Source organism: Fictibacillus tiangongensis, assembly GCF_048083785.1.
Lineage (GTDB): Bacteria > Bacillota > Bacilli > Bacillales > Fictibacillaceae > Fictibacillus.
The window spans coordinates 1,296,827-1,320,357 of sequence record NZ_CP182294.1; the positions used below are offsets into that span (position 1 = coordinate 1,296,827).

Sequence of the window (23,531 nt, forward strand, 5' to 3'; positions counted from 1 at the left end):
ATATCTGTTCAAAAACTTACTGTAATGGCTATGTTAGTCGCGATCGGGACGATCTGTTCACATTTGTTTTATATTCCTGCTGGAGCAGCAAAAGCGTTTCCCGTTCAGCATGCGATCAACGTGATGGCTGGTGTGATGCTCGGACCGATTCCGGCGGTAATCGTCGCATTCAGTATTGGTTTGCTGCGTAACTTGTTTGGAATCGGTTCTCTGCTTGCTTTTCCGGGAGGAATGATCGGTGCATTTTTGGCGGGTTACCTTTATAAAAAAGGAAGAAAATACACGTTCGCAGTAATAGGGGAATGGGTTGGGACTGGAATTATAGGAGCTGTTATAGCAGTGCCGGTCGCTACCGTTTTCTTAGGATCAAAAACGGGTGCATTCTTTTTTGTCACTCCTTTTTTGGTCAGCTCTATCGTTGGTGGAGTGATCGGGTTTGTAGTTCTCCGTCTTCTTCTTAAAAATGCAGCGGCAAAGAACTGGCTAGGATCGAGCGAAGAAAAAGCTCTATGAAGTTATGCACCGGATAGGCTCACATACCGTACAATGTGTACTATCAACCTGAATAAGGGGGGAGATCGGATGAAAAAACGTCCAAAACCCTGGGTGTATACAGAGATGGTTCTTATGTTTTTAGGATCGCTTTTGGCTATTTATAACGGTAAGACTTGGGAGAATCCCACTGTACTATTTTCAATCTTGATGGTGATCTTTATCTTTCGTGCGGTTGAGCGTAAAATTTTTAATCAAAAAACTGAGTTTTGGTTGAACACAGGAATGGCTACGATTTTTTTCATTCTTGGGATCGTACCGTTTGTATAAAAAATAAAATGTATAGAAAGCAGGCTGAAATGAAATTCAGTCTGTTTTCTTTATTTTTAGGCATACGTATATTTTTTTCAAATCTTTGACAAAATGATACTGAACGTAATAATATAATTTTACGTAAAGAAATATTTTTACGTATTGAACACATATTATTGTGAAGTGAGGTGATGAGAGTGAAGAGGAATCAAAGCATGCCAGAGACGTTTATTGTCACAGAACCGGAACAAGCAGCTGCGCTATTGCATCCTGTAAGATCTGAGCTCATAAGCTTGTTGAAAGAGCCGCGTTCTGCGACAGAGCTATCAAAAAGAATGAACGATTCCGCTCAAAAGATTAATTATCATCTTAAAGCACTGGAAAAAGTGGGCCTTGTGGTTCGGGCGGGCACAAGGAATGTTCGAAACCTTGTAGAAATTCTATATGTAAGTGCCGGCCGTTCTTTTTTATTGTCAGATTCATTAGGTCTCTCTTCTGACACGATAAAAAAACTCCAAGATCAAACCGCCCTTGCTCATGTGTTATCACTTACAGAGAAGATGAAGCGGGATGCCATTTCTTTGATGGAGCAATCAGAGGATGAAGAGATACCAAGCGCAGTAATGGAAATGGAACTCGCACTTTCTACCATGGATCACCGCAATGCTTTTTTACAGGAATATGCAGATATGCTCACCACTCTCATACAAAAACACCACAGACCAAACGAAGAGAACGCAAAAGTGTATCACGTTTCAATGGCGATGTACCCAAAACCTGAAGGAGGCGGCACAACGTGAATAAGAAGAGCAAAGGTACTGTTTTCCCGATTAATCCTGAAGCGGCAAATGAGGATGCGAACATTCTTCCTATGAAAACGGAAGTACAGGTGAAAGAAACAGAAACGGTGCAGGAGCCGGCAAAGATCATTTTTATCACGTCAGGATTTGGTAAAATACATGTTTCACCAAAAACAAATACAAACCCAATGGCAATTGCAGCCTAACTAGGAGGAAAACAGATGAATCTAATCCCTATGGTAGTAGAGTCGACAAACCGTGGAGAGCGGTCTTATGATATTTATTCGCGTTTATTAAAAGACAGAATTATTATGCTTGGAAGTGCAATCGATGATAACGTGGCAAATTCTATCGTTGCTCAATTGCTCTTCTTAGCTGCTGAAGATCCAGATAAAGATATCTCCATCTACATCAACTCACCAGGAGGATCTGTTACAGCAGGTCTCGCGATATACGACACGATGCAATTCATCAAACCGGATGTTTCAACGATCTGTATCGGGATGGCGGCATCAATGGGAGCTGTACTCATGGTAGCTGGTGCTAAAGGAAAACGTTACGCGCTTCCGAACGCAGAAGTTATGATCCACCAGCCATTAGGCGGAACACAGGGGCAGGCATCCGATATGGCAATTCACGCGAAGCGCATCCTGCAGACTCGTGAGTTGTTGAATAAGATCATCTCTGACCGTTCGGGTCAACCGATCGAGAAAGTAGAAAAAGACACTGATCGTGATTATTTCATGTCTGCAGAAGAAGCATTGAAATACGGGATCATTGATAAAGTGATCGAGAAGATCTAAGAAATAGAAGAGAAATAAGTGCATGGAAGCCAGTCGTGATCAACGACTGGCTTTCTTATGTACTGATGGGGGTCAGTCCCCAAACAATTTATTTCCCGTCTTGTTTTAAGATTTTCTCTACGGGTGTTTGTTTCATTTTGAACTTCAGATGTATGACATTTCGTTTTGATCAAGCTGAATATGGTAATCTAATGTAAGTTACATAGGTGTATAAGTTTATGAGTATCTAAAGATAAACGAAAGAAGGAATGAAGCATGTCAGCTACCACAGGCAAGTCAACAGATACTTCTAACCAGCAAAAAACGATCTATTCTATTCTTTTTGCGATAAGTTTTGTGCATTTATTAAATGACTCTATGCAGGCGGTTATTCCAGCCATCTTTCCAATTTTAGAGAAATCAATGAATCTTTCATTTACTCAGCTTGGTTGGATCGCTTTTACTTTAAACATCACTTCTTCTATCATGCAGCCAGTGATTGGTTGGTATACGGATAGGACGACTTCACCTTATATACTGCCTGTTGGTATGATGGCGAGTTTAATAGGAATGTTAGGCATCGCGTTTGCAGATTCCTTTTACATGATCATACTCTCGGTTGTTGGAATCGGTTTAGGGTCTGCTGTTTTTCACCCTGAGGGGTCTAGAGTCGCCTATATGGCAGCAGGAAACCGACGAGGGCTAGCTCAATCCATCTATCAAGTAGGAGGCAATACAGGCAGTTCACTCGCTCCTGTGATGACGGCACTCGTATTCGTCCCACTCGGACAGTTTGGAGCTGTATGGTTTACTTCACTGGCGGCTGTTGCTATTTTTGTACTGTTTTATGTTTCAGGCTGGTATGCTAAACAGCTCGTGCATTTTCCTCGCGTTCAAAAGCAAACTGGCGAGAAGAAAAAGATTGATAGAAAGCGAAAAAAACAAGTAGTTGGAGCGATGGCATTACTGGTGTTTTTAGTATTTGCTCGTTCATGGTATTTCTCTGGCATCGGAAACTATTATCAATTTTACTTGATCGATGATTATGGTTTAACGATTAGACAAGCTCAAGTTTATTTATTTGTTTTTATGGCCTCCGGAGTACTCGGAACATTCTTTGGAGGACCGATTGCAGACCGGCTAGGAAAGAGGAACATGATTTTTTGGTCGATGGTCGGAACTGCACCACTCGCATTACTTCTTCCACATGTAGGATTATGGGCAGTTATTCCATTGTTCTTCTTGATCGGCTTTATCTTGAACACGAGTTTTTCAGTGACGGTCGTATACGCTCAAGAACTAGTGCCAGGCAGAATAGGGATGGTATCAGGTTTGATCGTAGGCTTGGCGTTTGGTATGGGAGCGCTCGGATCGGTAGTGCTTGGTAAGGTCGCTGACGTTACAAGCATCTCAAACACGATGTTTTTGATCAGCTTCTTGCCGTTAGTCGGATTGTTGACTGTTATGCTGCCAACAGATAAAACGCTTGAGAAATGGTCTTCTGGGGTCTGACCCGGGTCAGACCCCCAAGAAAGACAATTCTTCATAATGTCTTTCCCACAAAGACAAAGGCCCCGGTCTCTTAAGAGACCGGGGCCTTTGTCTAGTTATTCAATCGTCTATATCGAGCACTTGCGAACATGAAAATACCATACGAAATAAAGCCGATTGCTACGATGGCGAGAAGAACAGGGCCGAACGGCTGTGAGGCAAGTTCTAGGAGTGCACCATCCAAACCTCGCGTTTCATCTGGATCAGCCAAAACGGCTGTTCGTATGAGAAAGAATGCAATGATTATAAAAACAATTCCGCGTGCTGCCATTCCGAGTGTTCCGAAGTAACCGCTCCACTTCCATTCTTTCTTGTTCATTTCATTCTTCTTTAAATCACGTTTAAATCGGTGTGTGAAGGCTTGAAACATAAAGACTATACCTGTAATAGCAAAAACTATACCACCGATCGCGACCAATAGCTGACCAAAGGGCTGTGAGAGCATCTGTGCTGAAAGTGTTTGGTATGTTTCATCAGAAGATTTTGCTCTTGCACGAAACAAGATGCGTAATGAACTGATACACATTGCAATGTAGATCCCTGCAATGATTAAAAAACCTAATCGGTTGAACCATCTTTTCCAATGGTGATTTGCACATTCAGGATCGAAAAGAGCTTTAACAATCTGCCAAAAAGCGAATGCACTCAAACCTAATGAAAGCACAATTAATAATGCGGGGCCGAATGGCTGTTGAGCGATTGTGTAAAGTGCTCCGTTTGAACTCGCTTCATTCGGGTGTTTTCCTATAGACATGATTAGCGCTAGAATGCCGATGATGATGTAAACGATACCTTTTGAAAGATACCCGATACGAGCAGAACGGTGGACCCAAGGGCGATACGATTCATAATGAGTTTTCATTTTATCTATGAATGTTGGTTCTTTTACAAAAGGCTGTTTCACGATGAGCACGTTTCTCCTTTCAGAGTAGATTACTTCTAGTCTCTGGTGGGTTGTATAACAAGTAAATTCGGTACACGTTACTGATGATCGTCTTCAAAACCGCATAAGTAGGGATGGCTAAAAGCAGACCGATAAATCCAAATGCTGCACCTGCCATGAGTACGACTAGGATGATGGTAAGCGGATGGATACGAAGCTGTTTTCCCATGATTTGAGGAGACAAAATATTTCCCTCTACTTGTTGTACAACTAGCGTTACGATAGCGACTTTAACTGCCATAAAAGGGTCTTGGATCAAACCTACTAAAAGAGCTGGAAATACACCGATAAATGGTCCTAAAAAGGGGATCACATTCGTTAGAACAGCAAAAAGAGCAAGAACTAAAGCGAACTTTAACCCGATCAATAAATAACCGGCATACATAAAGATGCCGACGAACCATGCCACAAGAACTTGTCCTTTAATATACGAAGATAACGTCGAATCAATATCTCGTAAAATAGCTGCAACTTCATACTCCATGTGATGAGGAGCAAACATTAAAAAATAATTAAAAAACTTCTTGTCGTCAAGCAACAAATAAAAGAGGATAAAAGGCACCACTAATAATACTAAGGCGATGTTCGTCAATGTAGCTACAAGTGCAATCACATCTTTTGATACGGTATCCGTAAACTTTTCAAGCCGCTGTGTGGCTAATTTTGTTATATGAGTGCTATCGACGAATGATTTTTTGCTGCCTGTAATCATCGTACCTGTTTTTTCAGTAGCTTCACCAATCTTCTTTGGGAAATCGTCTGTTATATTAGAAAGCTGATCGGCTACAACGGGGACTGCTAACGTAGCAATACCTGATACGGCTAGGATCAATCCGACCATCACGACCAGTATCGCTACAAATTTAGGAACTTTTTTCTTGATCAAAAATCGTATGACTGGTCTAAGCAAATAATAAAGCAACCCTGCAATAAATAGAGGGAAGAAAACGCTAGATATTAGGAGATAGAGGAAGTCAAGCAGGTAATCAATTTTTCCTAGTAAATAAAGGATGGTTAACAGTAAGACTGAACCTGCGGCGTACTTAAAGAATGAGTGCTGATACCACATTAAATCTGACCTCCATTTCATATTAGTAGTCTTTTCCCTTTTTAGTAATTCGTAATCTTATTTTGATAATAAAATAATTGACTTTTTCTAAGAGCGCTGATAGATTGAAAGTGTAAATGTAAACGTTTACGTAACAAGAAAGCAGGGAGATGTTTTGAATCCGACAATAAAAGATGTTGCCAAGCATGCAAACGTTTCAATCGCTACAGTATCTCGAATTGTGAACGGATTGCCTGGCTATTCGGAGGAAACAAAGAAAAAAGTGCAGCAATCAATTGAAGCACTCGGCTATCAGCCTAACGCGATCGCACGCGGTCTCATCAACAAGCGGACACAGACGATCGGGGTTCTTTTTCCGGATGTGTCCGGAATGCTCTCGTCAGAAGTATTAGAAGGTGTAGAGAATGCAGCGCATGACGGAGGATTCAGCGTAATCGTCTGCAACACCACTTCAAGCGGAAAGAGAACCGTGAAGTATTTGAGGCTGCTGCAAGAAAAACGAGTTGATGGTATCATCTTTGCTTCAGAAGATGTTAAAGAAGAGTACTATAAAATCTTTCAAGAGATGAAAGTACCTGTTGTCCTTGTTTCTACGGCGTCATCCAAATACGATCTGCCATTTGTTCGAGTCAATGATTTTGATGGAGCTTTTCAAGCTACTGAGTATTTAATTCGAAAAGGTCATAAAGTGATCGGTATGATCGGCGGAAGCGATGAGGACCCGATAGCGGGAGTACCAAGGATGCAAGGATTTCAAAAAGCTCTTGAGAGTAATGGTCTTTCATTTACTGACAATCATATTACAAAAAATGAGGGCTATCGTTTTCAAAACGGAAAAGAATCACTGCCACTTCTGCTAAAAGAACTTCCTGACATGACCGCATTATTCGCAGCAAGTGATGAGATGGCCATTGGTGCAATGTCTGCTGCACATCAGTTAGGAATAAGGGTGCCAGAGGAACTATCAATCATCGGTTATGATAACTTGAAGATTGCTGAGATGTGTTATCCGCCACTAACGACTGTATCTCAGCCGTTAAAAGATATGGGACAAACCTCAGGTGAAATGCTAGTCAGTTTGATTAAAGGTAAACAACAAGAAGCAAAAAGCCGTTATATGCCATTTACCATTGTGGAAAGGCAATCAGTCAGTGATTTTCGTGACAAGTAAAAAACGGGTTTACTCAAAGCTTCATTTTTATTTGGGGTTTACGTAAACGTTTACGTAAAACGCTTACGTACAAAGCACACATAGGAGGATGTTATACATGATTAAAGTTACAGTTTGGAATGAAAATCGTCATGAACAAAAAAATCCGGTAGTTAAAGAAATTTATCCAAAAGGAATTCATGGTGCTATTCAAGAATTCCTTGAAAAAGCAGGACATGATGTTAATACAGCAACACTTGATGAAGCTCAACATGGTCTAACAGAAGATGTGTTAAATAACACGGATGTTTTAGTATGGTGGGGGCACTTAGCTCATGATGAAGTAGAAGATGAGGTCGTAAATAAAGTATATCAACGCGTTCTAGATGGTATGGGTCTACTCGTCCTTCACTCTGGTCACTTCTCTAAAATCTTTAAAAAATTGATGGGAACTTCATGTGATCTAAAGTGGCGCGAAGCAGATGAAAAAGAACGCATCTGGATCGTTAATCCAAGTCACCCGATTGCAAACGGACTTGGGGAATACATCGAGCTTGAAAAAGAAGAGATGTATGGAGAGCATTTTGATATCCCTGCTCCAGATGACCTTGTATTTGTTAGCTGGTTTGAAGGAGGAGAAGTGTTCCGATCAGGAGCGGCTTACAACCGAGGTAAAGGAAAAGTGTTCTATTTCCGTCCGGGACATGAGACGTATCCAACGTATTATAACGAAGATGTACAAAAAGTAATCACGAATGCTGTATCTTTCTTAGCTCCTTCAGGCAGTGAAGCGCCAAAGTACGGAAATGCTAAGCCGCTTGAAGCGATCGGTGCAAAGTAAATAAAACGATTAAACACCCACTATAAGGAGGAAATAATCATGACAATTAAAGTTGGAATCATTGGTTGCGGTAGCATCGCACAGCATCGCCATCTGCCAGAATATGCAGCGAATCAGGACGTAGAGATCGTTGCGGTTTGTGACATTGTAAAAGAACGTGCTGAGTCAACACAAGCGGTTTATGGAGGAAAGATCTTTACGGATTATAATGAACTTCTTGCGCTTAAAGATGTAGATGCAGTGAGTGTTTGTACGCCTAATTTTCTTCACGCGCCGATTTCAATTGCCGCTTTAAATGCCGGAAAACACGTTTTATGTGAAAAACCGATGGCAACCTCGCTTCAAGAAGCAGAGGAAATGATCGCTGCAGCAGAAAAGAGCGGAAAAACGCTAATGATCGGTCATAATCAGCGCTTTGTTCCGGCACACCAAAAAGCGCGTGAGCTAATTGCCTCTGGTGATATCGGGAAAATTTACAGCTTCCGAACGGCTTTCGGGCACCCAGGACCTGAAGGCTGGAGCGTAGATGGTGTGAACAGCTGGTTCTTTAAAAAGGATGAAGCATTTATCGGCGCAATGGGGGACCTTGGTGTTCATAAAACAGACTTGATTCGATACATTCTTGGAGAAGAGATCGCCGAAGTTGGTGCTTTTGTTGAGACGAGCGCAAAAGAGTTTGCTTCAGTTGATGATACAGCTGTTTGCGTGTTGAAAACAGAGAGTGGAATTATCGGAACATTGGCGGCTAGTTGGTCTTACACGGCAAAAGAAGATAACTCTACGATCATCTATGGCGAAAAAGGTATCCTTCGATTAGAAGATGATCCGAAATATTCTTTAGTCGCACAATACACGAATGGAAATGTTGTACGCTATGAGATGGGTGCGATCCAAACGAATGATAACCAGTCTAACTCTCACGTGGTAGATCACTTTATCGAGGCGATTGAAGCGGGTCATGCTCCACTGATCACGGGCGAAGAAGGAAAACGCTCATTGGCCGTAATTCTAGCTGCTTTAGAATCAAACGAGAAGAAGACGATCGAAAAAGTTAAAACAGGAGTTCACGCATGAAACTAAGAGTTGGGATCATAGGGGCAGGCGGCATCGCACAAGGCCGACATATCCCCGCTTTTCAAAGTTTAAGTGAAAAAGCAGAAGTGACGGCCATTAGTGATGTAAACGTGGATGTTGCGAAAAGTGTTGCTGAAAAATTTCACGTACCGAACTATTTTACGAGTTACGTAGAGATGTGGCCGCATGTAGATGCGGTTGTGATCTGTACGCCTAACAAGTTTCATAGAGAGATCACAGTTGCAGCATTGGATGCAGGTAAACATGTTCTGTGTGAGAAACCGATGGCAATGACCGTTGAAGAATGTGCTGAAATGGTAGAAGCAGAGAAGCGATCAGGAAAAGTATTATCGATTGCTTATCACTATCGATACATGAAAGAGTCTCAAGCTGCAAAACGAATCATGGAGTCTGGAGAAGTTGGTAATCCTCTAGTCGTTCGTGTACAAGCACTTAGAAGAAGAAAAGTTCCGGGTTGGGGAGTATTTACAAATAAAGAGCTTCAAGGTGGCGGCAGCTTGATCGACTATGGCTGCCATCTGCTGGATCTGACACTTTGGCTTTTAGATAACCCGGTTGTGAGTGAAGTATCTGGTCAAACGTATAACACCGTCAGCCGTGAAGCGGAACAAGTAAACCAATGGGGCTCGTTTGATGCAGAAACATTTGAAGTCGATGATCATGTCACCGCGTATATTCGTCTCGCGAACGGTGGTACGATTCTGTTTGAAACATCGTGGGCAGCAAATATTCCGGACGATGCTGAACTGCTTCGCATTTCTGGTGATAAAGGCGGACTGGATGTATTCCCGTTTGCGTTAAACAAAGCAATAAACGGTATGATGACTACAACTAAAGCAGATTGGATCCTAGGAGAAGACAATCCTGGTCTTCCTCAAGCTGAGAATTTTGTGGACAGCTGTTTAGGTAAAGCAGAACCTCTTGTGAAAGCTGAGGAAGCGATGAATACCTCTCGCGTGATCGAAGCGATCTATGCTAGCAACCTTATGGGAAAAGGCGTTCAACTAGGAATTGAAAAAGGAGTGAAATAGTATGAAATTAGGTGTGTTTACGGTCCTGTTTTCACAGAAATCATTTACAGACATGCTTGACTATGTGAAAGAAGCAGGCGTACAAGCCGTAGAAATTGGAACAGGTAACTATCCAGGAAACGCTCACTGTCCGCTTGATGAACTACTTCAGAGTGAAGAGAAGCGATCACAGTACCTTCATGAAGTAGAGAAGCGTGGTTTGACGATTTCAGCCTTCAGTTGTCACGGGAATCCGTTATCTCCAGACGAGGCTTTTGCAAAAGAGTCACATGAAACTTTTGTAAAAACTGTTGAACTGGCTGAATTGATGAATGTACCAGTGGTAAACTGTTTCTCTGGTGTACCGGGTGACTCTGAGAATGCAAAATATCCGAACTGGCCAGTCTCCCCTTGGCCGAATGAATACAGCGATGTGTTGAAGTGGCAATGGGAAGAGAAGTTGATTCCATATTGGCGCACGTGGGGTCAATTTGCAAAAGAACATGGAGTGAAGATCGGCTTAGAGCTTCACGGTGGTTTCTTAGTGCATACTCCATATACGCTACTGAAGCTGCGTGAAGAAACATGTGACGCAATTGGTGCGAACCTTGATCCGTCACATCTTTGGTGGCAAGGCATCGATCCTGTGGCAGCAATCAAGATTCTTGGAAAAGCCGGAGCGATCCACCACTTCCATGCAAAAGACACATACTTAGACCAAGATAATATTAACATGTACGGTTTAACGGATATGCAGCCATACGGCGCTGTTCAAAACCGCGCATGGAGCTTCCGTTCAGTAGGCTGCGGTCACTCTGTTCAAGATTGGTCCGACATGATGAGTGCACTTCGTACGTATGGTTATGACTATGTAGTAAGCATTGAGCATGAAGATCCGATCATGTCGATCGACGAAGGATTCAACCGCGCGGTGAAGAACCTGCAGTCGATCCTCATCGCCGAGCAGCCAACGGAGATGTGGTGGGTCTAGGGGTCTGACCCCAAACAAATACAAATTCACTAAATTTGTATTTGTGGGATGGACACTCCATAGCATAACATTCTAGACTCACCGTTTTGAGAAAACCTGTATCCCTTTTTATGGGATACAGGTTTTCTGTTTATCAGATTAACCAATTTAACCTCATCAAAAAAAGATTTGACAGTTCATCCCAATATCACATATAATTTCAAAAACATATGACGAAGAAAACGAAGAAGAGGATTAGTAGATTGATTCTGTCTTTTTAGAGAGGGAACTGTATCGCTGGAAGGCTCCTACTGACAAACGATTGAACCTGCCTCTGAGTTCTGTATCTTATTTCTGTTACAGTTATAAGATATTCAGCGGTTAAATACCGTTATCATGAAAGAGTGTAAAGCTATGCTTTGAATTAGGGTGGTACCGCCAAGAAATTGGTCCCTAATGAAAAGTGTAGCTTTTTTTATTTTCATTTAGCGAGGAGTGCAACCAATGACAAAAGAATTTGTTAAGAATGTAACGAGTATGCAAGATGATTTTGCTCAATGGTATACCGACGTGGTGACAAAAGCGGAACTAATCGATTATTCAAGTGTTCGGGGATCTATGATCTTAAGACCTTACGGCTACGCAATATGGGAAAACATTCAAAAAGAACTTGATAAGCAAATCAAAGCGACAGGTCATGAGAATGTGTATATGCCGCTTTTTATTCCAGAAAGTCTGCTTCAAAAAGAGAAAGACCATATAGAAGGATTCGCTCCTGAAGTAGCATGGGTCACACATGGAGGAGAAGAAAAGCTGACAGAGCGCCTTTGTGTTCGTCCAACATCAGAAGTTCTATTTGCAGAACACTTTAAAAATATCATCCATTCACATCGTGATCTTCCAAAACTTTATAACCAGTGGTCGAACGTTGTGAGATGGGAAAAGACCACTAGACCTTTTCTTCGTACTCTTGAGTTCCTCTGGCAGGAAGGACATACTTGCCATGAAACAGATGAAGAAGCTCATGATGAAACGGTAAGAATGCTTAATGTGTATGCTGATCTCTGTGAGGAATTCCTTGCCATACCGGTCGTGAAGGGTCAGAAAACAGAAAAAGAAAAATTTGCAGGAGCGAAATATACCTATACAATTGAAAGCCTAATGCATGATGGGAAAGCGTTGCAGTCTGGAACTTCTCATCATTTAGGAGATGGATTCGCCAAAGCATTCGGTATTGAGTTTACGAACAGAGAAGGAAAACTACAGACTGTTCAGCAGACATCATGGGGCTTTACGACGCGTATTATTGGGGCGATGATCATGGTTCATGGTGATGAACGCGGGCTCGTAGTTCCTCCAAAGATAGCACCAACTCAACTCATGATCGTACCGATTGCTCAACACAAAGAGGGAGTTCTCGATTTTGCATACGATTTAAAGGATAAGCTATCACAGACCATTCGAACTGGAATTGATGCAAGTGATAAAAAGCCAGGGTGGAAATTTAATGAGTATGAGATGAAGGGAATTCCTCTCCGCCTTGAGGTAGGGCCACGAGACATCGAACAAGATCAAGTGATATTAGTGCGAAGAGATACAGGGGAAAAAGAAACCGTACCTCTCAAAGATTTAGAATCCTACATTCAAAATAGATTAAGTGATATTCAGGAAAATTTGTTTAAAAAGGCGAAGACTCATCGGGAAGGTCAAACAACTACGGTCACTACATTTGATGAATTCAAAAAGAAATTAAGTGAAAATGGCGGATTCATTAAAGCGATGTGGTGTGGGAAGGAAGTCTGTGAAAGCTTTATAAAAGACGAAACTGGAGCAACATCACGGTGTATACCGTTTGAACAAGAGAAACTCTCAGAAAAGTGCGTTTGCTGTGATCAACAGGCCAAACACCTCGTCTACTGGGCAAAAGCATATTAAGGAAAAAGAAAAGGGGTCAGACCCGGGGTCTGACCCCTTTTCTTTTTTGCAAATATAATTATTTTCATTATATTAGTAACTTTACATTACTGTACGTCATACACTATACTATAATCGAGGTGATTGCATGAGCGAATTAATTTTCTCTCTAAAGACAGAACTGCGAAGAGGAACGTTAACTTTAGCAGTCTTAAGCCAGCTCCAAACACCGCAATACGGATATTCACTCGCCCAGCGGTTAGAAGAGAACAACGTATCCATTGATCAAAGCACCTTGTACCCACTTCTTCGAAGGCTAGAGAAGCAAGAGCTGCTTACGAGTGAATGGGATACAACAGAGAACCGACCTAGAAAATATTATCTTCTGAGCGAGTTTGGTCAAGAAGTGTTCAAGCAACTGAAAGAAGAATGGCATAACACGTCCATGCAATTAAATTCGATGTTATAAGGAGGAATTCCAAATGAATTTGATTGAAACGTATATCAGTGAAGTGACACAAAGACTTCCCGAAAAAATTAGGGATGACATCGCTATGGAGCTTCGGTCTACGATTGAAGATATGCTTCCAGACCAACATACAGACAAAGATGTTGAAGACGTTCTAATGAAGCTTGGAGATCCTGTTAAACTTGCAAGCGAATACAACAACAAACCTCGCTATGTAATAGGTCCTATGTTTTATGAAAGTTATATTAATGTGTTGATCGTGGCAGCTATCATTTCTGTAGTGGCCAGTAGCCTTACCCTCTTTGTAAACGGTATGATTACATTTGAAGGTGATAAATCTCTATTCACTTTAATGGCTTTTATCGGTCAACTTTGTTTAAAGATGTTCTTATCCAGCTTGACGGTTTTGTTTCAAGTTTTCTTCTGGGTAACGATTGTATTTATCATGCTAGAACGATCAGGAGTTTCAAATGGTGATATCTATACGAGAAAAAAGAAAATATGGTCTCCATCTGATCTATATCAACTTAAAAAAGTAGTGACGAAAAGACAGATTCCAAAGGCGGAAGTTTTCTTTAGTTTATTCTGGACAGCAATTTGGGCCATAATTCTATTTAACTCGTCTGAAATGATCGGCTGGTATGAACAAACTGGAAAAGGATTAGAAGGGCTTACACTCAAAGCACCACTATTCAACGAGGAAGTTTTATTCTCGTATGCTCCTTTCATAGTCCTGCTTATTCTCATTGAAGTCGGTCTTGCTATCTATAAATTTTTCATAGGAAGATGGACGAATCTACTTGCTTCATTGAACTTAATCTATCATTTTATTTCGGTAGGCTTACTTTGTTTTATGCTAACGGATGAAACTCTTTATAATAAGTCATTTACTGAAAAACTATATAACACTGTCCCTGACGTACCAGCATTTTGGTTTATATCCACAATTGCAGCAATCATAGCGGTTTTTTCTATCATAGATATTATTTCTGGTTTTAATAAAGCAATTAAATCAAACACCTTAATGGATCAATGGATGAAGAACGGATAAAAAAAAAGGCTTCTATCATGAATTCTGTTTTTTTGAACTGGAACAATATGTTTAGAAATGACTTAGGAGGAATAACGTGATTACTCTTGTAAAAGCAGATTCTTCAAAAGCTAAAGAAATTGCAAAGTTCATCGCAGTCCAAAACAGAGTGGCATCCAAACATTGCGGCTATTGCGGTGAAATGGAACACGAAATTCTTCATTCGCTGAAAGAAGACCTCTCAGATGTTCCTTATCAGGAATCTTTTGTGTTGGCCTATGAGAATGACTTTCTAGTGGGAGTTCTTGGATTTGATGCCGACCTTGAAAACCGGAACGCCGAAATATGGGGTCCTTTTATTACACATAGTGAGCACCAGCAGATTACAAAAGAGCTTTGGGATCTCCTACTCCAGCTCATACCTCAAAGAATTGAAACGGTTCATTTCTTTATCTCTACAGATCATACAGACCTCAAAAAGTTTCTAACTCATAACGATATAATAGACCAAAAAAGCAAACACACCATACTATCAATCACCAAGGAAGCAATAACAAACACAGCTACAGTGAATAACATTAAAGAATATACAGAAAGGGATAAGAATGATTTCAAGAATTTGCATGATACCTATTTTCCTTCGACGTATTACAATTCACAACAGATCATTGAACGATTAAACGAGTTTCATAAAGTATTTGTATATCAAATTGAGAATGAAGTGGTGGGTTATATTTATGTAGAGATACAACCACAGTTTGGTGAAGGCTCTATTGAGTTCTTCGCTGTAGATGAAATGCATAGAGAAAAAGGAATCGGTGTGCAGCTTTTAACGTATGCTGTCACTTGGATGCTCAGCAATCCGCATTTGAAGCATATTGATCTGTGCGTCAACAATGAAAATAAGCTAGCGATCCATCTTTATAAAAAAATCGGTTTTGCTATTCAAAAAGAACTATTTCATATAACTAAGCAACTTTCTGTAGAGACATTGTCTAGAAAATAGTACTATTTTGATTTGACCTCTATGAAAAATATTTTTTCCGTATAAAATAGATAGAGTGATTATGAATCTATTTAAGGGGAGAATGTTTTATGAAAAATACTTGGAAAGCATATCGCTCGCCGATCATATTACTGCTCGCGATTATTGCGGGAAGTATAATCGGTTCTACGATGGGAAAGGACGCTGCTGTCCTTAAACCGTTCGGCGATCTGTTTTTAAACGTTATGTTCATGATTGTTGTTCCACTCGTGTTCTTTTCAATCTCATCGAGTGTTGCAAGCATGGCTGGTTCAAAGCGTTTCGGTAAAATCATCAGCTCTATGATGATCGTCTTTTTATTCACTGGAACGGTAGCAGCTATTATTAGTATGGCTGGTATTAAAATCTTTCCGCCTTCAGAGGGTGTGAAGATTGATCTAGTGAAACCTGATACAACGGGTGAAGAAGTATCGATTGGTGATCAGCTAGTAAGTACAGTTACGGTTCCTGATTTTGTCGATTTATTAAGTCGTGCGAATATGTTAGCACTTATTCTTTTTTCTGTGTTGTTAGGTCTTGCAACATCTAAAGTGGGAGAAAAAGCTAAGCCGCTCGCTAACTTCCTCTCAGCAGGAAGTGAAGTTACACTTCAGATGGTAAAATACGTGATGTATTATGCCCCGATCGGTTTAGGAGCCTATTTTGCAGCACTTGTTGGTGAATTCGGTCCAACGCTGCTTGGTTCTTACTTTAAAGCAGTCTTATTCTATTATCCGTTCTCTATTATTTATTTCTTCGGCTTCTTTACGCTTTACGCGTTCATGGCTCATGGAAAGCTCGGTATTCGTGTGTTTTGGAAAAACATGCTCTCGCCATCTGTTACGAGTCTTGCAACGTGCAGTTCTGCTGCGAGTATTCCCGTTAACATAGAAGCTACTAAGAAAATGGGCGTACCTGACGATATTAGTGAAACGACGATTCCTCTTGGTGCAACACTGCATAAAGACGGATCTGTTATTGGTGGGGTATTAAAGATTACGTTCCTTTTTGGAATTTTTGGAATGGATTTTTCTGGCATCAACACGTATCTTTTAGTTGGTGGAGTAGCACTTTTAGTGGGTATGGTAATGGGAGCAATCCCTCAAGGTGGACTGATCGCGGAGATGCTGATTCTATCACTGTTCGGTTTTCCTCCAGAAGCACTGCCGATTATCGCTGCGATCTCTGCCATTATTGATCCGCCAGCCACATTACTGAACGCGACAGGTGATAATGTCGCAAGTATGATGACGGCGCGTTTAGTTGAAGGTAAGAACTGGCTCTTGAAAAAAACTGGTTCATTAACAGAACAAAAAGGTGCATAATTTATTTAAATCTCTAACTCATCTTATTTTGAGTTAGAGATTTTTTTATAGGAAAAATGGGAAGGTGCTCTGCTCATAGCGGCAGATTTAAAATATGCGGACTTAAGAAAATCAGATTTAATAGGGGCGGATTTACGTGATGCTGATATAAGTGGTGCAGACTTAAGAGGGAGTATCTTTTTAACACAAGCACAAGTAAATTCAGCTAAAGGAAATGCTGAAACAAAACTACCTGTTAGGTTAACTCATCCGAATCACTGGCAAAAAGTAGAACAAAACAAAAAAGCCTTCCGTTAACGAATAACGGAAGGCTTAACTGTGACTAAAAGATTAAGTTTAGTACGAGATAAGACAGTGCTGCTAATGTTGCTGAAATTGGAAGTGTGATGAACCAAGTGATGATCATCGTCTTAGCCGTTCCCCATTTAACTCCTTTTAATCGGTGAGACGCACCAACCCCTAAGATAGAAGAAGTGATAACGTGCGTTGTACTTACAGGAATACCTAAGAAAGATGCACCAAAGATAACAGATGCTCCCGTTAAATCAGCTGAAACCCCATTAACAGGACGGATTTTCATGATCTTTCCGCCAACCGTCTTGATGATTTTCCAACCACCTACAGATGTACCAAGACCCATAGCAAGCGCACAGGATACCTGTACCCAAAGCTGAATGTCTGTGCTATCTGTGTAGCCATTCGCGATTAATGCCATCGTGATGATCCCCATTGCTTTTTGCGCATCATTCGTACCATGTGAATAAGCTTGAAGAGCGGCAGTAGCTACCTGTACTTTACGAAAGCCGTTATTCGTTTTCGTTAAATTCGTATTCTTAAAAACCATCTTAATGACGTTATAAAATATAAAACCTACGATAAATGCTAGAATCGGAGAAAGAAGCAAACCATAAATAATTTTTAGAAAACCAGAATAATGAAGTGCTTCAAAACCAGCAGCTGCAATCGCAGCACCAGCGATAGAACCGATAATCGCATGAGAAGAAGAACTTGGAATACCATAATACCAAGTGATCAAGTTCCATGCGATGGCCGCTACAAGAGCAGCGAGAATAACGACTGACCCGTTAGGAAGTGTAAATGGGTCAACAATGTCTTTTGTGATCGTTTTGGCAACACCAGTGAATGTCATGGCTCCGACAAAGTTCATGACTGCAGCTAAAATAATAGCTCTTCTTGGTGTTAAAGCTTTTGTTGAAACAGATGTTGCAATCGCGTTCGCTGTATCATGAAAGCCATTAATAAAGTCAAATGCTAGCGCACCGATTACAACAAGAATGGTAATGAGTAATACTGTATCCATACCAGCCACCCGTTACGCGTTTTTCATAATGATAGATTCTAATGTGTTTGCAACGTTCTGGCAGCTGTCGGCAATGCCTTCAAGCACTTCGTACATCTCTTTATACTTGATAACTTTGATCGGATCATTTTGAGTAGCAAACAATTCGCGTTGAGCTTCACGGTAAAGATCGTCACATTTTGATTCGTAATCTTTAATCTTGATTGCATGTTCACGCATATCAAGAAGTTTCTTCTCTGATAACAAATTAACAGTAAGCAGAATTTCTTCCGCACTTAACTTAATGTATTCTACAAATTTAACCATGTATTGATCTGGTTTAGTAATCGCGTAAATGTCAAACAAAGCAGAAGATTGCTCGATACCATCTAGAATATCATCCATGCTCATAGCAAGTGATAAGATATCTTCTCTTTCAATAGGTGTAATAAAAACTTTGTTCAGTTCCATGATAACGGTATGAACATAAGAATCACCTTTTGATTCAAGTTCTTTTAAATGGTCTGCGAATTCGCGAAGATCATTTTCGTTATTAATTTTGAAATCGTGGAAATAACCAGCAGAATCTTTCAAGTTGCTAGCAATATCCGTTAGCATGACCATGAACTTATCCTTTTTCTTTGTAAACATAGTACCCTCCAAAAGAAATGTCTTTTATCCTTTTTCTTTTACGTTTTTTGTGGCAGTCATTTTTTCTTTTTTAACCACCCAACACATTATACAAAAAAATAAGAGTTTTTGTCGAAAAAGAATGAATTGTAATCAATAATTTACAAAAGATTTACTAAGTTAAGCTTTCTTTTAACGTTCAACTAACTTGGATTTAACAAACGTTGATAAATGAAATAAAAAATTTACATTCTTTTCATTCATCATTCCCTAAACGAACAATTAAGAATCTATGGGCAGTGAAAGCCCGTAGAAAAACATTTGAAAGATATCTGTTGCAAGTTTTTTTCCATTGTCGCCTGTAATCATGGAGATGAGCATATTGTTATTAAAAAGCTGGATGTATACCATGATGGACTCCATAGAAAGGTCAGGGTTGATCTCACCATTGTTTTGAGCATCCTTAATCAGGTCAACTAATAACGGAATGCTATACTTCGTTTGAAAGTCAGCTAAAAATAATTTTAAATCTTCATCGTTTAACATCATCTCTTCTATAACTTCAGGATGAATATTTAGTATGTTGTTCGTTTTATGAAGAATACTTGAGGTCATTTTTTCTTTAAAAGAAAGATCCTTATGAAAGAGCTCTTTATGAAAATCGTATTCATCGGCAACGAACTCTTTAATCACTTCCCGAAACAAAGCTTCTTTGCTTCCAAAGTGATTATAGATGGTAACTTGGGATACCCCGGCGTGTCTAGCTAGATCTTCTATTTTAATTTCTTTGATGCCTTGTTTTTGAAACAGGGAGAAGGCAGCTTTCTTAATATCTTTTCTCTTTTGTTCCTTTCGACGTTCATACCCATTCAAGACTCTTCACCTCTTTACTAGGATAAAACATATTTTGAAAAATAACAAATAACATATTTCAAAAAGTATTGCTTAGTGTGAAGAAAAGATTTATGATTATTTTGAAATATACATTGTTCAATATTTCAAAAAAGGTGGGTGTGTGGATGATTCAGGTAAAGGGACTCTCAAAGCGTTTTACTGAAGAAAAAGGATTATTCGATCTGAATTTTGAAGTGAAAAAAGGCGAGGTGTTTGGATATATCGGTCCGAACGGAGCAGGTAAATCAACAACCATTCGTCATTTAATGGGCTTTATGAAACCCGATAGTGGATATTCTTCAATCGATGGAATGGACTGCTGGAAAAACGCTGCGCGTATTCAAGAAAAAACAGGATACTTGCCAGGTGAGATTGTCTTTTTAGAAGGAATGACAGGGCTTGGCTTTTTGTCCCTCGTTCAAAAGATGCGAAAGCAAGAGTGCATAAAACGCAGAGACGAGTTAATAGAACGATTTCAGTTAGACGTAAACTCACCGATAAGAAAGATGTCTAAAGGAATGAAACAGAAAGTGGGTATCATCGCAGCGTTTATGCATTCCCCTCAAGTCCTGATCTTAGATGAACCTACATCTGGGCTTGACCCGCTCATGCAACGCGTCTTCATTGATCTAATCTTGGAAGAAAAACAAAATAACAAAACGATACTCATGTCATCACACAGTTTTCAAGAAATCGAACGAACATGTGATTCGGCCGGAATCATAAAAGATGGAAAGTTAGTGGCGTTAGAAGATATGCATTTGTTAAGAAGAGTACAACGCAGAGTATTTGAAGTGAAAGTGAAGTCTGAGGGTGACATGGAACAGATCATTCAATCACCGCTTGTTACTGAAGTCAAAGGTGCTAGAACCATTCATGTTACGGTTCAAGGAAATGACCAGGAATTCGTTCAGTTGTTAAGCCGCTGTGATGTTCAACATATCGATACACGGCCTCAGGATTTAGAAGATATTTTTATGCATTATTATGACAGAAGGGAAGTGGAGAAATGAGTTTGCCTTTATATCTTGCGATGATGAAAAGTCACGGAAAGATGTTAGGGGGATTCATTTACGGTGCTTCAGCTTATATTGTACTGATCATTTGGATATATCCATCTATTGCTGATATGAAAGGATTTAACGAAATGATCGCTGCACTGCCAGAAGGTATGCAGAAGCTGATCGGTATGGAGAATGGCATAAATTCCTTGTCAGACTATGTAGCGGGTGAGTTTTACGGTATGTTGTTTTTGATCATATTGATGGTATATGTGATCTTGACTTCAACTCGTGTGATGGCACGGCTGGTCGATCAAGGATCTATGGCTTACTTGCTTGCCACCCCTAATTCAAGAGTAAAGGTTGCCATTACACAAGCATCCGTCTTGCTTACCGGGCTGGCATTAATCGTAGGTTTTACAACGCTTAGTGGTATTGCAGCAAGCGAGTGGCTGATTCATGGCTATCAATTAGACGTTCCTTCTTTTGTTACATTGAATCTACTCACTTTCCTTGTTTTCTCGTCGATTGCTGGTTATTGCTTCTTCATCTCCTCTGTAAATAATGATGAGAAGAAATCGCTCGGGATCTCTGCAGGAATTACGCTTTTATTTTATATGTTGAACATGGCCGGAAAGTTAAGCGAGAAAACAGAATGGATGTTAAACTTTTCGATCTTTAAATGGTATGATCCGATCAAGGTGATTAATAACGAGACGGAGGCGCTCTGGATCGGATGTGCACTAGGTATTTTAACATTCCTCCTATTTATGCTCAGTGTGGTTGCATTCAAGAAAAGAAATCTTCCGTTATAAATATTCTAAATCGTTAGGTTAACATGTATAATATAAATAATAACAAGTCACCAAAATGCAAATTTCACATACAATGTTAGTGCTAGGAACCGAATATTGGATAGTTTTCAGGCTGCTGTCGTAAAAGACGGCAGCATTTCTGCTTTTTAGGGGTACTTGAGGATGATAGTTATTATCAAATACGGAGGAGGGGAAGTCCAATGGAACTCTCTGCACGTACACAACTGTTGATGGCAACAACGTCTGGTATCTTCATACTAACCGCTTGGATGATGGAAAAATATTCAGTTTCTCCTTATTATGTTCTTTTTTATTTGTTAGCTTTTATTGTAGGAGGCTATGCAAAAGCAGTTGAAGGCATTCAGGAAAGCATAAAAGACCGACAGTTGAACGTTGAACTTCTAATGATGTTTGCCGCAATTGGATCTGCAGCGATCGGCTATTGGGGTGAGGGAGCTGTATTGATTCTTATCTTTGCTTATTCTGGCGCTCTAGAAATGTATACCTTACAAAAAAGCGATAAAGAGATCAAAGCATTACTATCTTTACAGCCGGAAGAAGCTTGGCTTTTGTTAGAGGATGAGGAACGGAGAGTAGGAGCTTCATCTTTAGAACCTGGTAATCTAATAAGAGTTAAACCAGGAGAGCGGGTACCTGCAGATGGTGTAATTGTAAAAGGAAACTCCTTTATTAATGAATCTGCACTAACCGGTGAGCCTCTTGCACGCGAAGTCCATATGTCATCAGAAGTATTAGCAGGAACGTTGAACCAATCTGGATTGTTAGAGATTTCTGTTACAAAACATATGAAAGACTCAGTATTTCAAAGAATGATAGACCTCGTGAATAACGCACAGAATGATGCACCACCTGTTCAAAGAAAAATAGAAGAGTTTGAAACAAAATATGTTCTTTTTGTGTTGCTGGCTGCAGCATTAACCTTTTTAGTGCCTAGTTCGATTGGGGTTTGGAGTTATTCAGAATCTTTATACCGTGCTTGTGTTCTGCTAGTCGTGGCTTCTCCATGTGCACTTGTTGCCTCGACCATGCCAGCAATGCTAGCTTCGTTATCTAACGCCGCTAAGAACGGAATCCTATTCAAGAGCGGTGTTTTTTTGGAGAAATTGAGTTTAGTAAACGTTATCGCTTTTGACAAAACAGGTACTTTAACAAAAGGGCGACCAACTGTGAAACACGCTGAATTTCTCCAGTCTTCTTGGGGCAAAGAAAAGTTGATCTCGATCATCTATGAAATTGAAAAAAATAGCATACATCCACTTGCAAAGGCGATTAATGAACACCTTAAAGTTCGTCCAGAAAAAACGCCTATAGAACTAACTGCGTTTGAAGATGTACCAGGAAAAGGTGTTAAAGCTGATATTCAAAGTACCATTTGGAAAATAGGGAGTCGCGAGTGGACGGACATCACGGAAAAACAAGAGTGTGAGCTTCTGATGAATCTAGAGGATGAAGCAAAAGATACAGGACATACGGTTGTATATGTAACAGCTAACGATCAACTCGCTGCTTACTTTCTTTTAGGAGATACAGTGAGGGAAGAAACCGTTAAGGCGATAAAAGATTTACAATCAAAACAAATCTTAACGATCATGCTAACGGGTGATTCTAAGCGCGGAGCAGAGATGATCGGAAGAATCGCGAAGGTTGATGAAATTGGTTATTCATGTTTGCCTGAAGATAAGGTGAACACCGTGAAACAATGGAGAGAAAAAGATGCGGTTGTAGCGATGATTGGAGATGGAGTGAACGATGCGCCAGCACTTGCTATAGCAGATGTAGGTGTTGCGATGGGTATGGGAAGCGATGCTGCCATCGAGACCGCAGATGTTGTACTCGTAAAAAATGATCTGAGTAAGCTGCTCTATGCGATGCAGCTGTCTGAAAGACTTTCAAAGATCATTAAACAAAATATCATCTTTTCCATCAGTGTAATATTTCTCTTATTATGTGCGAACTACTTACAGTTTCTCACTTTGCCTTTTGGCGTGATCGGACATGAAGGAAGTACCATATTAGTAATTTTAAATGGGTTACGTTTATTAAAATAAGCAAAGTAAAAAGCCGGACGCAACGTCTCGGCTTTTTATCTTTCC

At 40.2% G+C, this 23,531-nt stretch carries 24 protein-coding genes, 1 pseudogene and 1 other annotated feature; of the genes and pseudogenes, 20 read left to right on the forward strand and 5 right to left on the reverse strand.

Annotated elements, in window-relative coordinates; genetic code table 11:
• The 6 genes from thiW (at nt 1) to ACNJYY_RS07170 (ending at nt 3,898) form a co-directional block, all read left to right on the forward strand.
• The gene (gene thiW, locus ACNJYY_RS07145) at nt 1-513 is read left to right on the forward strand and encodes an energy coupling factor transporter S component ThiW (protein WP_416731822.1); all 513 of its coding nucleotides are present in this window, start codon (nt 1-3) and stop codon (nt 511-513) included.
• A 69-nt stretch (nt 514-582) separates the two neighbouring features.
• Nucleotides 583-822: a hypothetical protein gene (locus ACNJYY_RS07150; RefSeq protein ID WP_416731158.1), complete on the forward strand. Its 240-nt coding sequence runs from the start codon at nt 583-585 to the stop codon at nt 820-822.
• A gap of 197 nt (nt 823-1,019) precedes the next feature.
• The gene (locus ACNJYY_RS07155) at nt 1,020-1,604 is read left to right on the forward strand and encodes a winged helix-turn-helix domain-containing protein (RefSeq protein WP_416731159.1); all 585 of its coding nucleotides are present in this window, start codon (nt 1,020-1,022) and stop codon (nt 1,602-1,604) included.
• A complete protein-coding gene (locus tag ACNJYY_RS07160) occupies nt 1,601-1,810 on the forward strand; it encodes a hypothetical protein (RefSeq protein ID WP_416731160.1) in 210 nt (69 codons plus the stop codon). The genes ACNJYY_RS07155 and ACNJYY_RS07160 overlap by 4 nt, the downstream gene beginning before the upstream one ends.
• 15 nt (nt 1,811-1,825) lie before the next feature.
• Nucleotides 1,826-2,407 carry an ATP-dependent Clp endopeptidase proteolytic subunit ClpP gene (clpP, locus tag ACNJYY_RS07165; protein WP_066392681.1) on the forward strand — a complete coding sequence of 194 codons (582 nt, stop codon included), beginning with the start codon at nt 1,826-1,828 and terminating at the stop codon, nt 2,405-2,407.
• Nucleotides 2,408-2,662: 255 nt separating this feature from the next.
• On the forward strand, nt 2,663-3,898 hold the full coding sequence (locus ACNJYY_RS07170; protein WP_416731161.1) for an MFS transporter: 1,236 nt from the start codon (nt 2,663-2,665) through the stop codon (nt 3,896-3,898).
• Between the two features lie 91 nt (nt 3,899-3,989).
• Here ACNJYY_RS07170 and ACNJYY_RS07175 read toward each other — a convergent pair whose 3' ends face one another.
• Nucleotides 3,990-4,841: a DUF1206 domain-containing protein gene (locus ACNJYY_RS07175; protein ID WP_416731162.1), complete on the reverse strand. Its 852-nt coding sequence runs from the start codon at nt 4,839-4,841 to the stop codon at nt 3,990-3,992.
• A gap of 19 nt (nt 4,842-4,860) precedes the next feature.
• Nucleotides 4,861-5,949 carry an AI-2E family transporter gene (locus ACNJYY_RS07180; RefSeq protein WP_416731163.1) on the reverse strand — a complete coding sequence of 363 codons (1,089 nt, stop codon included), beginning with the start codon at nt 5,947-5,949 and terminating at the stop codon, nt 4,861-4,863.
• Nucleotides 5,950-6,103: 154 nt separating this feature from the next.
• On the opposite strand from ACNJYY_RS07180, the gene ACNJYY_RS07185 reads away from it, so the two are divergent.
• The 11 genes and pseudogenes from ACNJYY_RS07185 to ACNJYY_RS07235 form a co-directional block, all read left to right on the forward strand.
• Nucleotides 6,104-7,120 carry a LacI family DNA-binding transcriptional regulator gene (locus ACNJYY_RS07185; protein WP_416731164.1) on the forward strand — a complete coding sequence of 339 codons (1,017 nt, stop codon included), beginning with the start codon at nt 6,104-6,106 and terminating at the stop codon, nt 7,118-7,120.
• Between the two features lie 97 nt (nt 7,121-7,217).
• Nucleotides 7,218-7,940 (forward strand): ThuA domain-containing protein, encoded by a 723-nt coding sequence (locus ACNJYY_RS07190; RefSeq protein ID WP_416731165.1) that lies wholly within the window; start codon nt 7,218-7,220, stop codon nt 7,938-7,940.
• Between the two features lie 36 nt (nt 7,941-7,976).
• Nucleotides 7,977-9,014: a Gfo/Idh/MocA family protein gene (locus ACNJYY_RS07195; protein WP_144701417.1), complete on the forward strand. Its 1,038-nt coding sequence runs from the start codon at nt 7,977-7,979 to the stop codon at nt 9,012-9,014.
• A complete protein-coding gene (locus ACNJYY_RS07200) occupies nt 9,011-10,066 on the forward strand; it encodes a Gfo/Idh/MocA family protein (RefSeq protein WP_416731166.1) in 1,056 nt (351 codons plus the stop codon). Before ACNJYY_RS07195 ends, ACNJYY_RS07200 begins: the two co-directional genes overlap by 4 nt.
• A gap of 1 nt (nt 10,067) precedes the next feature.
• Nucleotides 10,068-11,036, forward strand: a complete 969-nt coding sequence (locus tag ACNJYY_RS07205; RefSeq protein ID WP_416731167.1) for a sugar phosphate isomerase/epimerase family protein — start codon at nt 10,068-10,070, stop codon at nt 11,034-11,036.
• Between the two features lie 215 nt (nt 11,037-11,251).
• Nucleotides 11,252-11,473 (forward strand) — a binding site (T-box leader).
• Nucleotides 11,474-11,519: 46 nt separating this feature from the next.
• Nucleotides 11,520-12,950 (forward strand): proline--tRNA ligase, encoded by a 1,431-nt coding sequence (proS, locus tag ACNJYY_RS07210; protein WP_416731168.1) that lies wholly within the window; start codon nt 11,520-11,522, stop codon nt 12,948-12,950.
• Nucleotides 12,951-13,077: 127 nt separating this feature from the next.
• A complete protein-coding gene (locus ACNJYY_RS07215) occupies nt 13,078-13,398 on the forward strand; it encodes a PadR family transcriptional regulator (protein WP_066392702.1) in 321 nt (106 codons plus the stop codon).
• A 13-nt stretch (nt 13,399-13,411) separates the two neighbouring features.
• Nucleotides 13,412-14,449 (forward strand): HAAS signaling domain-containing protein, encoded by a 1,038-nt coding sequence (locus tag ACNJYY_RS07220; RefSeq protein WP_416731169.1) that lies wholly within the window; start codon nt 13,412-13,414, stop codon nt 14,447-14,449.
• Nucleotides 14,450-14,525: 76 nt separating this feature from the next.
• Entirely contained in the window at nt 14,526-15,434 is a 909-nt protein-coding gene (locus tag ACNJYY_RS07225) for a GNAT family N-acetyltransferase (RefSeq protein WP_416731170.1), read from the forward strand.
• A gap of 89 nt (nt 15,435-15,523) precedes the next feature.
• Nucleotides 15,524-16,777, forward strand: a complete 1,254-nt coding sequence (locus ACNJYY_RS07230; RefSeq protein WP_416731171.1) for a dicarboxylate/amino acid:cation symporter — start codon at nt 15,524-15,526, stop codon at nt 16,775-16,777.
• A gap of 63 nt (nt 16,778-16,840) precedes the next feature.
• Nucleotides 16,841-17,074 (forward strand): annotated as a pseudogene (locus ACNJYY_RS07235) (pentapeptide repeat-containing protein); the annotation flags it as partial.
• Between the two features lie 25 nt (nt 17,075-17,099).
• Here ACNJYY_RS07235 and ACNJYY_RS07240 read toward each other — a convergent pair.
• From ACNJYY_RS07240 to ACNJYY_RS07250, 3 genes are all read right to left on the reverse strand, one after another.
• The gene (locus tag ACNJYY_RS07240) at nt 17,100-18,098 is read right to left on the reverse strand and encodes an inorganic phosphate transporter (protein WP_144701401.1); all 999 of its coding nucleotides are present in this window, start codon (nt 18,096-18,098) and stop codon (nt 17,100-17,102) included.
• 12 nt (nt 18,099-18,110) lie between these two features.
• Nucleotides 18,111-18,728, reverse strand: coding sequence for a DUF47 domain-containing protein (locus tag ACNJYY_RS07245; protein ID WP_416731172.1), 618 nt, complete (start codon nt 18,726-18,728; stop codon nt 18,111-18,113).
• A gap of 261 nt (nt 18,729-18,989) precedes the next feature.
• Entirely contained in the window at nt 18,990-19,580 is a 591-nt protein-coding gene (locus tag ACNJYY_RS07250; protein ID WP_416731173.1) for a TetR/AcrR family transcriptional regulator, read from the reverse strand.
• A gap of 146 nt (nt 19,581-19,726) precedes the next feature.
• Here ACNJYY_RS07250 and ACNJYY_RS07255 point away from each other — a divergent pair, with 146 nt between their 5' ends.
• The 3 genes from ACNJYY_RS07255 (at nt 19,727) to ACNJYY_RS07265 (ending at nt 23,486) form a co-directional block, all read left to right on the forward strand.
• Nucleotides 19,727-20,614, forward strand: coding sequence for an ABC transporter ATP-binding protein (locus ACNJYY_RS07255; RefSeq protein WP_416731174.1), 888 nt, complete (start codon nt 19,727-19,729; stop codon nt 20,612-20,614).
• The gene (locus tag ACNJYY_RS07260) at nt 20,611-21,417 is read left to right on the forward strand and encodes an ABC transporter permease subunit (RefSeq protein ID WP_416731175.1); all 807 of its coding nucleotides are present in this window, start codon (nt 20,611-20,613) and stop codon (nt 21,415-21,417) included. The genes ACNJYY_RS07255 and ACNJYY_RS07260 overlap by 4 nt, the downstream gene beginning before the upstream one ends.
• Before the next feature lie 200 nt (nt 21,418-21,617).
• Nucleotides 21,618-23,486, forward strand: coding sequence for a heavy metal translocating P-type ATPase (locus tag ACNJYY_RS07265; protein ID WP_416731176.1), 1,869 nt, complete (start codon nt 21,618-21,620; stop codon nt 23,484-23,486).
• Nucleotides 23,487-23,531 lie beyond the last annotated feature (45 nt).